The organism is Rhizobium sp. SRDI943 (assembly GCF_057653695.1).
Window position 1 is genome coordinate 490,220 of sequence record NZ_JBYGKN010000002.1, and the last position, 13,814, is coordinate 504,033.

Below are 13,814 nucleotides of genomic sequence, written 5' to 3' on the forward strand. Positions count from 1 at the left end.
ATCCAGGACGAGGAGAGGTTGGCGTGGGGTCGCGACTTTCAATATAGCACAAACGCTGATGGAGCCGAGCATGGCTGCCGGCCAAAATGGACCGATGGCAGCTCTCGCGACGTCACCTGCTCATCAAATCCATCGCGATCCTAGAAACCGTGCGGCTGGTCAACGCGTGAGGTAGGCGAGTCCCGTTTGAATTGTAGTACTTTAAGCGACGGTAGCTCGACGAGGATTAGGTCGCTCTGGCCTCTTGGGAGCATCGGCGGATGACTCAATGCGCGAAGCCTCCTCCAGTATTATGTTGCGCATCCAGATGTTGCCGGGGTCTGAATTGTGAAGCAAGGGCCACTGTAGTGCTTCTGTGAACGAAAGCGGAGGCAGGGGATGATCTACGATCTGCAGGGGAACCGTCGGTTCGAAATGTCTGACAAGTAGCAAGGGAAGGGTTGCTATCCGATTAGTCCCCTGTAGTAACATCGGGATCGAGTTGAAACCCGGGACCACTATTTCAATACGCCGCTTAAAACCGTGCTCCAGCAATAGCCATTGTTCAATGGAAGGTTTCAACGTACGTCCAAACATGGCCGCGACGTGTCCCAGCGACATGAATCGCTCGAGGGAAAGCTTCCCGCGCAGCTGCTGATTGTTAGGGCAGCCGACACATACGAGCTTGTCTTCAAACAGCTTGGCACTCGGATGAGTGGCTGACATGAACTGATCCGGAAGGATCAAAAAATCCAAGTCTCCACTCCGCAGGCGCTCCTCCGGATCATCGTTGACGTGGAGCAATTCAAAACTGACGCCGGGTGCCTCGCGCGCTACGCGCTTTATGACCTTCTCGAAGAATACCAGCGTCATGAAATCCGACAGTACGATTCTGAAGCGCCGGTCAGATTCCGCCGGGACTAATGGATCCCACGCAATGACAGAGAGCTGAATGTGCAGAAGAGCCTCGCGAACTGCAGGGGCGAGCGCTTCCGCTCGCGGTGTCGGGACAAGTCTGCGCTGCTGCATCAGAAACAGTTCGTCGTTGAAGTAGGCGCGCAACCTGCCGATGGCTGCGCTCATGGCTGGCTGACTGAGGTTGATGCTACGCGCTGCCGCGGTGAGCTTCCGCTCGGTCATCAAAGCATCGAGTGCCACGAGAAGATTTAAATCCAGGCCCTTAAAACGCATTCTCGATCCACGCTGTAGATGATTGTGATCCAAACAATCAATTTTACCAATCTTTCGGAGTGCTTATTAGAAAGGCCGGAACTTATCAAGGCGCCAAAGCAAACTAGCGAGCGGAGGCGGATCGTATCTGTCGCAAATAGACGACGAGCGGTCCCATCTGTCCCATCAGCGTGTGCGCCTGAACCAATCTCTGCTGCTTTGGGCTTGTTGGCTGAGGAACGAATTGGAGCTTTGCATGTCTGCTGGAGTGCGGTGGAAAATAACCTGGGAAAATGATCTCGAACCCTCGGATCATGCGGAACTGTCTGAATTTTTCCGAGCAACCTATGGTCCGACTGGCGCATTCAATGCCAAACCTTTCGAGACTGGCCGCAGTTGGGCGGGTGCGAGGCCGGAACGCCGGGCAATTGCTTACGATTCAAAAGGCATAGCCAGCCACATGGGTTTGCTGCGTCGTTTCATAAAAGTCGGCGACACCGATTTGCTGGTCGCCGAACTTGGCTTGTATGGAGTGCGCCCGGATCTGGAGGGGCTTGGCATCGCTCACTCGATCCGCGCCTTGGCTCCGGCTTTGCAGGAACTGGCGGTGCCGTTCGCGTTTGGCACTGTCCGACATGCTATGCGGAACCACGTGGAGAGATTCTGCCGAGACGGTATTTCCAATATCGTCACGGGGGTTCGTGTACGCTCGACCCTTCCAGATGTGCTGCCCGATATGCCTTCCACGCGCACCGAAGACGTGCTCGTCCTGGTATTTCCGATAGGACGACCGATGAGCGAGTGGCCTTCCGGATCATTGATCGAACGAAACGGGTGCGAGCTATGAAGCGGCGCGCTTATATAAGCGAAGTGCCGTTTGATGAGGCCGGGAGCGACGATCGCAGCATCTACTTGACGTTCGACGACGGTCCCAATCCGGAATGCACTGGCCAGATTCTGGATGTGCTCGCCGAACACCGCGTACCAGCCACCTTTTTCGTCCTCGGTGCCTATGTCAAAGACCATCCGGATCTTGTCCGCCGTGTTGCGGCAGAAGGTCACTTGGTTGCCAATCACACGATGACCCACCCCGATCTTACGGCCTGTGACCCGGAGGCGATCGAACGAGAGATAAATGAGGCAAACAAAGCCATCGTCTCGGCGTGTCCCCAAGCTGCGGTTCAACATTTACGAGCGCCATACGGCGCTTGGAACGCGGATGTCCTTTCAAGATCGATGAACGCCGGACTTCGACCTGTTCACTGGTCGATAGACCCGAGAGACTGGTCCCGTCCTGGAGCCGATACTATCGTGGAGGCGGTACTCGCTGCTGCTCGGCCAGGTGCAATCGTGCTTTTGCACGACGGTTGCCCACCTGATGAGGTCGGGAACTGCAAGCTTGCCGGACTGCGTGATCAAACACTTTCGGCGCTCTTGGCAATTATCCCGGCACTGCATAGCCGTGGATTCTCCCTTCGTTCACTTCCCCAGTAAAACCAAATCGACGAGAAATCATGACCTTGCTTGAAACAACCAGCATCGCCGCCGTCTCGCTTTATGGACTGCTTTCCTCCGCCTATAGGAGTGTGCAGGTCCTTCATGCTCGGCGAACTCTCAAGTCGGAAATAGCGGAAAACACCGTCGAAGAGAGCTCTTTGCCAAGCGTGGACATCATTGTGCCTTCGTTTAACGAGAGCCCGCGCATCCTGTCCGATTGCCTGGCGTCCCTAGCCAATCAGGACTATCCGGGGGTGTTGCGCGTTTATGTGGTTGACGACGGTTCCAGAAATCGCGACGCCGTGGTCTCCGAGCAGATCGTCTATGCGGACGACTCGAGATTCGAATTCATCATGCTTCCCAGGAATGTCGGAAAGCGCAAAGCGCAAATCGCTGCCATTTCCCGATCGTCCGGGGACCTGATCCTGAACGTGGATTCAGACACCACTCTCGCCTCCGACGTGGTTTCCAAACTCAGTCAGAAAATGCGCGATCCGGCGGTCGGTGCGGTGATGGGGCAGCTTGTAGCAAGCAATCAGAGCGACTCGTGGCTGACCCGATTGATCGACATGGAGTACTGGCTGGCCTGCAATGAGGAGCGCGCCGCGCAGGGCCGGTTCGGTGCCGTGATGTGTTGCTGTGGACCCTGTGCCATGTACCGCCGGTCCGCCTTCGTCTTGCTTCTTGATCAATACGAGACGCAGCTTTATCGGGGAAAGCCGAGTGACTTTGGCGAGGACCGTCATCTGACCATCCTAATGCTTAGCGCCGGCTTCCGTACCGAATATGTCCCAAGCGCTATCGCCGCAACCGTCGTTCCTGACGGTTTGGCTGCCTATCTGCGCCAGCAACTGCGTTGGGCACGGAGTACATTCCGAGATACCCTGCTTGGGCTTCACCTCCTCCGTGGCATGAATTGGTATCTGACTTTGGACGTCGTCGGGCAGAATGCCGGCCCTCTTCTGCTTGCATTGTCCGTACTGGCGGGTCTTGCACAGTTCGCCCTGACGGGTTCAGTGCCCTGGTGGACGATAGGAACGATTGGATCATTGACGCTGATACGATGCGGCGTAGCTGCTTATCGTGCCAGGCAGCTTAGATTTCTTGGTTTCTCGCTGCACACGCTCGTGAACGTCTTTCTATTACTTCCGGTGAAGGCTTATGCGCTCTGTACGTTGTCCAACAGTGATTGGCTGTCGCGCGGCTCCGGAGTCAACGCATCAGGTGCCGTTCGGAAGCAGAAGGCCTCCGAAACTCCAATGCTTGCGGCCCCCGAAGCTACTTTCAGCGGCGAATAATCGCTGTGTCGCCGCATCTTGTAAACCTTAGGAACCACATGAACGGTCAATCGGATCTACAGGCAGCTGTGGCTGAGACGCTCCGCCGCCAAAGCAACCTACCGTGCATTTCGATTTCAGAAGCAATCGCTCCCCAAGTAGGAGCGATATCTTCTATTGCGATCGAGCTCGTCGGCGTTACCAAATCATATCGTGGGAAGGCCGTAGTTGACGGATTGTCTTTCAACATTGGGTCAGGAGAATGCTTTGGCCTATTAGGCCCAAACGGCGCCGGAAAAAGCACGATCAGCCGTATGATTCTAGGAATGACGTCGCCTGATGCGGGCAACATCTCGGTGCTCGGAGTGCAGGTACCCCGGCAGGCTCGTTCGGCGCGCGCCCGTATCGGTGTCGTCTCTCAGTTCGACAATCTCGACATGGAGTTCACAGTACGGGAAAACCTGTTTGTCTACGGCCGGTACTTCCGCATGAAGACCACGGAGATCGAAGCGATCGTGCCCTCGCTGCTGGAATTTGCGCGGCTTGAAAACAAGGCAGATACGCGGGTGGCCGATCTTTCTGGAGGCATGAAGCGGCGCCTATCATTGGCGCGCGCGCTGATCAATGACCCGCAGATCCTCATACTAGATGAACCGACCACCGGCCTCGACCCGCACGCACGCCACCTGATCTGGGAGCGTTTGCGATCGCTGTTGGCGCAAGGCAAGACGATCCTTTTGACGACCCACATCATGGAAGAGGCAGAACGCCTATGTGACCGGCTGTGCGTGCTCGAAGATGGAGTTAAGATAGCCGAAGGCCGCCCCTTTGACCTGATAAAGGAGCAGATCGGCTGCCCCGTCATCGAGATCTATGGCGGAGACCCCCAGGAGCTTAGCCTTTTGATCAAGCCATACGCACGGCGCAGCGAAATCAGCGGCGAGACACTGTTCTGTTACACCCCCGACCCAGAACAAGTTCGGGCGCAACTCCGCGGACACTGGGGTCTGCGCCTCCTGGAGCGGCCGCCAAACCTAGAGGACGTCTTCTTGCGGTTAACCGGACGCGAGATGGGGAAGTACCAATGAGTGGAGATAGCGTAACGGCATTGCCGGGCGGCAGCTTGAACTGGATTGCTGTCTGGCGTCGAAATTATCTTGCATGGAAGAAGGCGGCGCTGGCGTCGCTTCTGGGTCATTTGGCCGAACCCTTGATCTACCTGTTTGGCCTTGGCGCTGGTTTGGGCGTGATGGTGGGCCGCGTTGATGGCGTTTCCTATACTGCTTTCTTGGCAGCTGGAATGGTCGCGACAAGTGCGATGACGGCTGCAACGTTTGAGACGATTTACGCAGCTTTCGGCCGGATGGAGGGTCAGCGCACTTGGGAGGCGATGCTCTACACACAGCTGAGGCTAGGCGATATCGTTCTCGGTGAGATGGCCTGGGCGGCGACGAAGGCCGCTCTGGCGGGTGCCGGCATAGGCGTGGTCGCCGCCGCTCTAGGGTACACGCAGTGGCTGTCGCTGCTATATGCGCTTCCGGTCATCGCGCTGACGGGTTTGGCCTTTGCAAGCCTTGGGATGGTCGTCACCGCCCTTGCTCCGAGCTATGATTATTTCATCTTCTATCAGACGCTTGTTATCACACCTATATTGTTCCTCTCGGGTGCCGTCTTTCCAGTCGATCAACTGCCCATTGTCTTTCAGACGGCTGCGCGATTTCTTCCTCTGTCGCATTCCATCGACCTCATACGTCCGATAATGCTCGGTCACCCCGTGGTGGATGTCTGCCTGCATGTCGGCGCACTTTGCATCTACATCGTCATCCCATTCTTTTTATCGACAGCCTTGCTGCGGCGCCGACTATTGCGCTGACGATCAGCGCACATCCGAACCGCCTATCAACTCTTTGGTTAGAGAAGCCTTTGGCCTCATCGGCGCGGTAGTTCGGGCAATGGTTGATAAATTTCCGTAAGGGCTTGTGATGCGATTTATCAGCTACACAGCAGGATAGTTTTTGCTGCTGCTCTCGGGATGCGTAGTGGGCCCGAATCATGTTCCGCCTGAAATGCATTTCCTTCGAGATTCAGCGAGGGTGGAGTCACCTCAAACGGCGACGTTACTGTGGCTGCTTGGTGGACAGCATTCAACGATCCAATGCTCACCTCTTACGTGGAACAAGGCATAAGCCAAAATTTGGATGTCCAGCAGGCGATCGAAAGGATTAATTCGGCGGCTGCTAATGTCACGATAGCTAGAGCCGGCGCACTTCCAAGTCTCACGTTGAGCGGGTCTCATACGGTAAGCGGGCAAAAGGGTGAACTCCGCAAACAGACTTACACTAGCAATACCTCCACTGGTGAGTTGTCGCTATCATGGATTCTCGACCTCTTTGGCGCCTACAAGCGCAATACTGAGAGCGCGGAGGCCGCCCTCGATTCGGCGTACGCGTCAGTAACTATGGCGAAACTCGCCTTCATAAACGATATTATATCAAGCTATGTTGACGCTCGTTATTACCAGCGGCGCTTAGCGCTTTCGCAGGCTAACCTTAAATCAAGAAGGGAGACTTTTGAGCTCACGAAGTCTAAGTTTGACGCAGGGGCCGTGGCTCGCATGGATGTTGTGCGGGCAGAGGGGCTGGTGCAATCGACGCTGGCTGAAATTCCTAGCCTTGAGGCTAGCTTTCGCATCTCAGCCAATCGGATAGCGACGTTGCTTGGTAAACCCGCCGGTTCCATGGTCGAGGAGATTGCAAAAGGTTCAAATCAGCCCGCGTTTCGCGCGGATGTAAATGTTGGCATCCCTGCAGATATCATTCGAAATCGACCGGACATTCGAAAAGCCGAGCGCGATCTTGCTGACAGCACTGCGCAGATCGGGGTGGCGGAAGCGAAACTATTTCCATCTATTACGCTTTCCGGCTCTATTTCGCCATCTGGCGGCATCAACGAACGCGGGGTCTATGGGAATCTCACACCATGGTCATTTGGGCCAAGCTTGAAGCTTCCTATTCTCGACGGCGGAGGTCTGCGAGCAAATGTGGACGTAGCAAAATCCAAAGCGACGGTTTCTTACTTGAAGTGGAAATCCAGTGTGCTCAATGCCATCGAACAGGTTGAAAATGCTTTAGTAGCTATGCATCGTGAGGGGCGTACCGTGCGAGCTTTGAAGAGAGAGGTTGAGATCGCGCAAGAAACTCTGAGACTGTCAACCTTGTCTTATAAGGACGGCGCGTCTTCGCTTCTCGATTTGCTGGAAGCCCAGAGGTCCCTCTCGGTTACACAAGCCAGTCTCGCCAGAGCCGTACAGGAATGGGCAAAAGTATATGTTGTACTCAATATTGCGATCGGGAGTGGATACGACCCTGTGGCAAAGGCAGGCTTATAAGTGTCCCTGCGATTGCATAATATTTGACTTCAGAGTTAGCGACGACCGGCCGGGGCGGAGACGCAAACGTTCCGCGTTGCCTATTCCTCACCAAGTCAGTCGCGCGAAATCCGCAAGTTGGGCGTGCCGCGTCAGTCCTGATCGGGTTGCTTCATTGCCTCGACTGTGATGGGTAACCGGGTGCCCTGCGGTAGGTCAGGGAGGGCGAGCAGCCATCCATTCCTCACCAATATCAACCCGCCCCACAAGTCTTCATTCTCCACCGCAACAACCGGCTCCTCGACATCCTTTTTGGACATATAGATCGACAAGCCGACCCCATTCCTCCGGATCATTGCTTTCATGGGCTGTACCTCCTTTTACACGCATGAGATTTGCTCTGTTTCAACCCGCGCGAGGCGACGATGCTGCTACGCTCGAATACCTCCCTTAGTGAGAACTGCTGATGAGGAGGGTGCCCGCCTGCGTGAAAATGCTCCGCAGGCGAGTCTTTTTGTCGCTCTTTTCCTCGCGTTTAGTGCGGCTGCTTAGGCGGGGACGCAGGTGTTCGGCATCGGACAAATGGCCCTGCATTTGGGCGCGTCGAACTCAATCCTGCACTCCGTGCATATTTTGGGATCGACCACGAACCTGTCAATTTTGAAACTGATTGCGCCTGAGGGGCACTCAAATTCGCATGCGCCGCATTGGGTGCACTGCGAGGCGATGATTTTGAAGGCCATGATTCAGCTCCTCTGGTTTAATTAAAGTGTGGGTTAAATCGCAGTTGCTAAAGCTTCGATGTGAAGCACCGCGCGATAAAGAGCGCCGATTGCCTGCTCGATATAAGAGCCGTCATAAGCGCCCGTTGCTCGAACACCTCGGCGCGCAAGCTTATTCTTGGGGCTCTTGCCGATCTCAGAACAAATCAGCACATCTAAGCCTTTGAACGCATCGATGATAGTGTTGAGGGTAGCCTCCTCCCCCCATCCACCAAGGCAGTACGGGTCGATCTTTAGGTGACCTATCAATCCGATGCCTTTTTGACAGACTGAGAAAATCTGCATTTCCTGCGGATGACCGAAATGTTCATTGACCCGGCCTCCACCTTTGGTGGTTACAGCTATAAGGAAAAGTTCGTCAGATGGAGCTGAGACCGGTGTGGCCGCGTCACTTTCTTCCAATGTTTGGCCGCGTCGCTCGCGCTCGATCAACTGGCGATAGGCATTTCGCTTGCCACTGTCGTAGGTCTCGTCAGCTGGGAGCTGGCCCAGTGTGAATTCGTGTGCGCGATCATCACTGAGCAGACCGACTGCATCGGCACGGCACTGGCGGCAATGGCGCATCACCTTCGTATTACCTTCAAGCCGGTCCCGAAGCGCGATTAGTTCAGAAGGGGCAGGGCAACGCTGACCGTTCAGACCATAGAAAGTACCATGTGAACGCTCTGAGATCAGGGGCATCACGTTGTGCATGAACGCGCCCCTGTCCTTGACCCACTTGTTAACCTCGATGAGATGCTCGTCGTTGACGCCCGGAATCATCACCGAATTGACCTTGGCGAGAATTCCGCGTTCTGTCAGCATTTCGAGCCCCAACATTTGCCTCTCATGAAGGATCCTGGACGCGTCGATGCCGTTGTAGCGGCGACCATCATAGAATATCCAGGGGTAGATCTTGGTCCCGATCCTTGGATCTACCATGTTGATGGTGATCGTTACGTGCCCGACATTCATGTCGACAAGCTCGTCGACATGTTCAGGAAGTGCGAGGCCATTGGTCGAGATGCAAAGCTTGACGTCGGGGATTTCGCGGGCGATCGGTATGAGCGTCGCTTTTGTCTTCCTCCAATCGTAGCAGGCATCGCCTGGCCCGGCGATGCCGACCACTGAAAGCTGCGGCACTTCGTTTGCCACCGCAATGGCCCTGCGCAGCGCCTGGTCGGGAGTCAGCCTATGTGATGCTACTCCTGGTCTGCTTTCGTTTGCGCAGTCGTATTTTCGATTGCAGTAGTTGCATTGAATGTTGCAGGCTGGTGCGACCGCGAGGTGCATCCGTGCGAAATAAAGATGCGCTTCCCGCGAGAAGCACGGGTGGTCTTTAATCTTTTCACGGATCGCTGGATCCATAGCATCCGGCTCTGAACTGCCACGGGACGAAGGTGCATAGTCACCGAACGTTGTTGCCTCCGACACGCGTGCGGCAGGTGCTGCGTTGGTGATCCTACACTTACTCATCCCTCTGGACATTCCGGAACTCCAATGACATTTGAAATCTCAATTCCGCGAGCAAGAGCGATGCCAGTCTGAGAAACGTCACCCTGCAAGGCCGATACGCTCTTCGATGTCCGCTTTAGACCATTTTGCTACAGGGTTTCGTTGGAGACACGACAGGGCCACTTGGCAGACCTTGTCTGGTGGGGGGGGAAGCTAGAATCGCCAGGCGTCTGTTGGGCGCGACCTGGCGAACCAGGTCTGCGCCAATGATCTCCGTTGTTAGAAGACTTTTCGTTCGATCCCGTGTCGGCGCAGAGAGTAACCGACCTGTCGCGGCGTTCGGCCAAGGAGCCGCGCAGCTTTAGCCTGAACCCATCCGGCCGTCGCCATTGCGTGTTCCAACCTCTCTTTGCCGATCAGGCCGGACTGCCCCATTATGGTTTCAGGCGCGAAGGAGGCGGCACCACCCGGCTGTCCCATTGACACCGTTTCATCTCGAGCGTGCCCATGCACTGCGCCCTTGCCAATTCGCTCGGCAACGGCCTTTTTGAGGAGCGGGGAATAGCATCGACCCTGTTCACAGGCGAGATCTTGAGGAACGATGACGTCCGAACGGGCGAGAGTTGCGGTCCTCTGTGTGCAGTTTTGCAGCTCACGAATATTGCCCGGGAACTCGCATTTTGACAGGATATCAAGCGCCGAGGGTGCGAAGCTTAACGAACGGCCGTTCTCCCTGTTGAAACGCTGGAGGAATTTTTGGGCCAAACGCGGGATGTCACCATCGCGCTGCCTGAGTGGTGGCAAAGTGATCGGTACGACATTGATCCGGTAATATAGGTCGGCTCTGAATTCTCCCGCCGCCACGGCCGTTTCAAGATTCTTATTGGTCGCGCATACCAATCTGACATTTACTTTCAATGTTCTCGTCCCACCGACACGCTCGAGTTCGCCTTCCTGCAAGACGCGCAGCAACTTGGCCTGAAACTCGGCCGAGATTTCTCCTATTTCGTCGAGCAGCAAAGTTCCACCGTGCGCCAGCTCGAACCGACCTTCTTTCTGAGAGGTAGCGCCGGTGAAGGCGCCTTTCTCGTGCCCGAACAGTTCCGATTCCAGAACGCCTGCCGACAGCGCAGCGCAATTCAACTTTACGAAGGGCTTTTCGCGGCGCGACGAGGAATCGTGTATCAGCTTTGCAAAGAATTCCTTGCCCGTGCCGCTCTCGCCTCGCAACAGGACAGGCGCGTTGCTCCTTGCGACAATCTGGGCGATTTCAAGAACCTCCTTGAGTGCGGCACTCTCGCCCACAATTTCAGCCGGCCGCACTGCAGATTTGGGCATCGTCTCATCATCTGATCCAGCCACGGGACTACTCCACTCAGCACATGGTTGAGAGTGCTTTGGGCACTCAGGACATGGAACGTCCTCCGCGCTACATATTGGACTTCGAAGGTCAACAAAAATTACAAATTGGTAGGGCGTTCCACCAGCCGGTTCGTCATTGTTTGCTTACCCTGCGTTTGCCACCGAATGGCTGTATCGACTACAGAAGAAGCTGTTCATCCAAACTTGAAGAGAACGCCGAACCCACCTCGTGGATACGTCCACTCAATGTCGCCGTCGGGTCCGCATAACACGTTGCATGTCCCGCATTCCAAGCAGCCATCGGAAACGATGATCACCTGACGTCTGTCGTTCAGCTGGTAGCATTTCGCCGGACACACTTGCGTCAAGGCGATCAGGTTTGGGGTTGGAAACAGGTGCTTCCTGACCGATATGTGTGGGCGGCCCGGGTCAACCAGATATCGGTTCTGGTAAAGCTTGTCCTCGACTCGCCGTTTAACGATGGCCTTCATCTGGATCTCCTTTTAGCGCCACGCGCGGGCGAGCCGGACTGCATCTGAAATTAATCCCCACCGGGATCGTGCTTTCGAAAAGGCGGCAGACGTGGCCTTTTCCTTGTCGATTTTCGAAGTTCCATCGACGCGGACGAAACTTTGCGCAGCTTTAGATATTAACTTTGGGTATAAAACAAACAAACTCTGGCTGTTCGCGTGGAGAAACCTTGGCATCTCTTTATGCTTGATCAGATCTTTGATGACAAAAGATGAGTCGAGCATGCTCTTGTAAAGAGCCAAGTTGCTTTTCACCATCGAGCCGCCACGATCCTGTATTTCTGCGATCGCTTTGCCCGCCAGGTAACCTGATGTCATCGCAAGGTTCGAGCCCTCGCGATGTGCGGTATTGTTCAACTGGGCAGCGTCTCCAACCGCGACCCACCCATCGCCGAACAGCTGTGGGATAGCCGTATAACCGCCTTCCGGAATGAGATGAGCAGCATACTCTTTCACCTCAGAACCGGCGATCAATGGCCGGATCGAAGGATGGTGCTTGAAGGCTTCAAGCATATCGTATGGCCTTTCCATGGCCGCGACCAAACCGGAAACGAGGCATCCTATTCCGATCGAGATGGACTCCTTGTTCGTATATAGAAAGCCAAGCCCCGGCACTCCCCGTGAAATTGTCCCGCCTGCCTCGATCACACAGCCTTCGTCTGCAGTCAGGGCGAAGCGTTCCGCGATAACGTCCTCCGGTAGGAAATGCATCTCTTTCACGGCAAGTGCCACGCTGTCCGGTTTGGGAATTTCACGCAAACGTCCTCGTGTTCCTAGGAAGCCGTTCACCCCCTCAGCAAGCACCACGACGTCGGCAAAAATGGCCTCGCCTGGTCGGTCGGTGTATACGCCTGTCACGTTGCCGCTCGAATCCTGGTTAAGTCTTGTGGCCAATGTCTCGCAGAGGACGGTGCATCCGGCCTCGCGCACCTTGGCCGAGAACCATCTATCGAATTGGGCACGGATGATCGTGTATCGGTTTGGCCGCCGTTCGTTGAAGTCATCCGACCGATAGTGAATTCCGGTGTGCGACGTGCCGTCCATGATCCAGAAGCGCTGCTCGACCAGATGCCGTTCAAGAGGCGCGTCATCGCGGAAGTCTGGAATGATTCTCTCCAGCGCGTCTGCGTACAGTATCGCTCCTTGAACGTTTTTCGAACCGGGGTATTCGCCCCGCTCCAACTGCAGCACTTTCAAACCACGCATGGCCATCGCATAAGCGGCCGCGTTACCTGACATACCCGCCCCGACCACGATCGCATCGAATTTCTCGTTCTTCATCAGCGGCACCTCAGTTTACTTGCATCGATTGGTTATGCGGCGCTAGTCGCCTGGTGAACGCCGTGGTCAGTGCCGGCAGAAGCCCAACCGCATCAGCCACAACCGCGACATGGGCGAAATCGAAGATCGGGGCGTTGCCGTCGGTGTTGATAGCAACGATCATATCAGCCCCTTCGACGCCAACCCGATGTTGGATCGCCCCTGATATTCCAGCGGCAAGATAAAGTTTGGGCCGGATCGTCTGGCCCGTTTGGCCAATCTGCCGATCAACCTCCATCCAACCTTTTTGAACCAAAGGTCGGGAGCAACCGTATTCACCGCCAATCGTCCTCGCTAGCACCATTACACGCTCCAGATTCTCGGCGGTGCCAATACCAAGCCCACCGGCGACCACGATGTCGGCATAGGCGAGGTTGATTTTTTCTAATCGCCCATCCGGAAGGAAGCCGAGAACCTTTGTGACAATCTCTTCCTCAATCATCATCAGGTCATGTCGAATGATAGGTCCAATCCCATTGGTCACGCGATTGGGAGTCGCCATGACCCGGGGCCGCACTGTCGCCATCTGCGGGCGAGAGTTGAGAGTGTAGATCGTGCACAGCAGCGAACCGCCAAATGTGGGCCTGGTGGCTGCGAGCGAGCCGTCTGCATCGACATCCAATTCGGTGCAGTCAGCCGTAAGCCCTGTTTCCAAGGTAGTTGCCACAGAACCGGCGAGGTCTCGTCCAAGCGAGGTGGCGCCGAGCAGCAGAATTTCCGGCTTATGAAGGATGACCAGGTCTGAGAGAGCTTTAGTGAAGGGCTCGTTTCGGTAGTCCGATAGCAGCGGTGATTCGACGAGATATGTGAGATCGGCCCCGTAAGCGAACGCCTCTGCAATGGCAGACCGATTCCCCAGGCCTTCCGCGGTTCCAATGACCACTCCCGCCAGTTGAACGCTCAGCTTATCGGCAAGCTTGCGCCCTTCACCAAGCAGTTCAATAGACACGGGGTGCACTTGACCTCGCTCCAGCTCGACGAAAACCCAGACGTGCCGATTGTCGCGGAAGTGTCTGGGCAATTGCTTCTTCGCGCTGGCACGACTGACGATTGGAGATTGACTTTCAGCTTCGCGGGCTTCCATTTATGCTCCTTG

General features: G+C 55.5%; 13 protein-coding genes and 1 pseudogene. 6 read left to right on the plus strand and 8 right to left on the minus strand.

What is annotated here, in order from left to right; translation table 11 throughout:
• Positions 1-201 precede the first annotated feature (201 nt).
• A complete protein-coding gene (locus AC245Y_RS26420) occupies positions 202-1,170 on the minus strand; it encodes a LysR family transcriptional regulator (RefSeq protein WP_017996989.1) in 969 nt (322 codons plus the stop codon).
• Positions 1,171-1,405: 235 nt separating this feature from the next.
• Here AC245Y_RS26420 and AC245Y_RS26425 point away from each other — a divergent pair, with 235 nt between their 5' ends.
• The 6 genes and pseudogenes from AC245Y_RS26425 to AC245Y_RS26450 all read left to right on the plus strand — a co-directional run bounded on the left by AC245Y_RS26425 (position 1,406) and on the right by AC245Y_RS26450 (position 7,311).
• A complete protein-coding gene (locus AC245Y_RS26425) occupies positions 1,406-1,996 on the plus strand; it encodes a NodA family N-acyltransferase (protein ID WP_017996988.1) in 591 nt (196 codons plus the stop codon).
• Positions 1,993-2,643, plus strand: a complete 651-nt coding sequence (nodB, locus tag AC245Y_RS26430) for a chitooligosaccharide deacetylase NodB (RefSeq protein ID WP_017996987.1) — start codon at positions 1,993-1,995, stop codon at positions 2,641-2,643. The genes AC245Y_RS26425 and nodB overlap by 4 nt, the downstream gene beginning before the upstream one ends.
• Before the next feature lie 20 nt (positions 2,644-2,663).
• Complete coding sequence (gene nodC, locus AC245Y_RS26435; RefSeq protein WP_017996986.1) at positions 2,664-3,944, plus strand: chitooligosaccharide synthase NodC; 1,281 nt, start codon at positions 2,664-2,666, stop codon at positions 3,942-3,944.
• 38 nt (positions 3,945-3,982) lie between these two features.
• Positions 3,983-5,011, plus strand: a complete 1,029-nt coding sequence (gene nodI / locus AC245Y_RS26440; RefSeq protein WP_017996985.1) for a nodulation factor ABC transporter ATP-binding protein NodI — start codon at positions 3,983-3,985, stop codon at positions 5,009-5,011.
• Positions 5,008-5,796, plus strand: coding sequence for an ABC transporter permease (locus AC245Y_RS26445; protein WP_017996984.1), 789 nt, complete (start codon positions 5,008-5,010; stop codon positions 5,794-5,796). The genes nodI and AC245Y_RS26445 overlap by 4 nt, the downstream gene beginning before the upstream one ends.
• Positions 5,797-5,938: 142 nt before the next feature.
• Positions 5,939-7,311 (plus strand): annotated as a pseudogene (locus AC245Y_RS26450) (AdeC/AdeK/OprM family multidrug efflux complex outer membrane factor).
• 131 nt (positions 7,312-7,442) lie between these two features.
• Here the strand turns inward: AC245Y_RS26450 and nifT are convergent.
• From nifT to AC245Y_RS26485, 7 genes are all read right to left on the minus strand, one after another.
• Complete coding sequence (gene nifT, locus AC245Y_RS26455) at positions 7,443-7,655, minus strand: putative nitrogen fixation protein NifT (protein ID WP_017996983.1); 213 nt, start codon at positions 7,653-7,655, stop codon at positions 7,443-7,445.
• 183 nt (positions 7,656-7,838) lie between these two features.
• A complete protein-coding gene (locus AC245Y_RS26460; protein ID WP_017996982.1) occupies positions 7,839-8,033 on the minus strand; it encodes a 4Fe-4S binding protein in 195 nt (64 codons plus the stop codon).
• 33 nt (positions 8,034-8,066) lie between these two features.
• A complete protein-coding gene (nifB, locus tag AC245Y_RS26465) occupies positions 8,067-9,539 on the minus strand; it encodes a nitrogenase cofactor biosynthesis protein NifB (RefSeq protein WP_026157669.1) in 1,473 nt (490 codons plus the stop codon).
• 246 nt (positions 9,540-9,785) lie between these two features.
• Positions 9,786-10,868 carry a nif-specific transcriptional activator NifA gene (gene nifA / locus AC245Y_RS26470; RefSeq protein WP_017996980.1) on the minus strand — a complete coding sequence of 361 codons (1,083 nt, stop codon included), beginning with the start codon at positions 10,866-10,868 and terminating at the stop codon, positions 9,786-9,788.
• A 194-nt stretch (positions 10,869-11,062) separates the two neighbouring features.
• On the minus strand, positions 11,063-11,359 hold the full coding sequence (locus tag AC245Y_RS26475; protein WP_003563205.1) for a ferredoxin family protein: 297 nt from the start codon (positions 11,357-11,359) through the stop codon (positions 11,063-11,065).
• A gap of 12 nt (positions 11,360-11,371) precedes the next feature.
• Positions 11,372-12,679, minus strand: a complete 1,308-nt coding sequence (locus AC245Y_RS26480) for an NAD(P)/FAD-dependent oxidoreductase (RefSeq protein WP_017996979.1) — start codon at positions 12,677-12,679, stop codon at positions 11,372-11,374.
• Positions 12,680-12,689: 10 nt separating this feature from the next.
• The gene (locus tag AC245Y_RS26485; protein WP_017996978.1) at positions 12,690-13,802 is read right to left on the minus strand and encodes an electron transfer flavoprotein subunit alpha/FixB family protein; all 1,113 of its coding nucleotides are present in this window, start codon (positions 13,800-13,802) and stop codon (positions 12,690-12,692) included.
• Positions 13,803-13,814: the final 12 nt, after the last annotated feature.

What these genes read in the sequence shown, in the direction of transcription:
- AC245Y_RS26485 (WP_017996978.1), bottom strand. Translation starts at nt 13,802, where the DNA reads ATGGAAGCCCGCGAAGCTGAAAGTCAATCTCCAATCGTCAGTCGTGCC.
- AC245Y_RS26475 (WP_003563205.1), bottom strand. Translation starts at nt 11,359, where the DNA reads ATGAAGGCCATCGTTAAACGGCGAGTCGAGGACAAGCTTTACCAGAAC.
- nodC (WP_017996986.1), top strand. Translation starts at nt 2,664, where the DNA reads ATGACCTTGCTTGAAACAACCAGCATCGCCGCCGTCTCGCTTTATGGA.
- AC245Y_RS26460 (WP_017996982.1), bottom strand. Translation starts at nt 8,033, where the DNA reads ATGGCCTTCAAAATCATCGCCTCGCAGTGCACCCAATGCGGCGCATGC.
- nodB (WP_017996987.1), top strand. Translation starts at nt 1,993, where the DNA reads ATGAAGCGGCGCGCTTATATAAGCGAAGTGCCGTTTGATGAGGCCGGG.
- AC245Y_RS26420 (WP_017996989.1), bottom strand. Translation starts at nt 1,170, where the DNA reads ATGCGTTTTAAGGGCCTGGATTTAAATCTTCTCGTGGCACTCGATGCT.
- nifB (WP_026157669.1), bottom strand. Translation starts at nt 9,539, where the DNA reads ATGTCCAGAGGGATGAGTAAGTGTAGGATCACCAACGCAGCACCTGCC.
- AC245Y_RS26425 (WP_017996988.1), top strand. Translation starts at nt 1,406, where the DNA reads ATGTCTGCTGGAGTGCGGTGGAAAATAACCTGGGAAAATGATCTCGAA.
- nodI (WP_017996985.1), top strand. Translation starts at nt 3,983, where the DNA reads ATGAACGGTCAATCGGATCTACAGGCAGCTGTGGCTGAGACGCTCCGC.
- AC245Y_RS26445 (WP_017996984.1), top strand. Translation starts at nt 5,008, where the DNA reads ATGAGTGGAGATAGCGTAACGGCATTGCCGGGCGGCAGCTTGAACTGG.
- nifT (WP_017996983.1), bottom strand. Translation starts at nt 7,655, where the DNA reads ATGAAAGCAATGATCCGGAGGAATGGGGTCGGCTTGTCGATCTATATG.
- AC245Y_RS26480 (WP_017996979.1), bottom strand. Translation starts at nt 12,679, where the DNA reads ATGAAGAACGAGAAATTCGATGCGATCGTGGTCGGGGCGGGTATGTCA.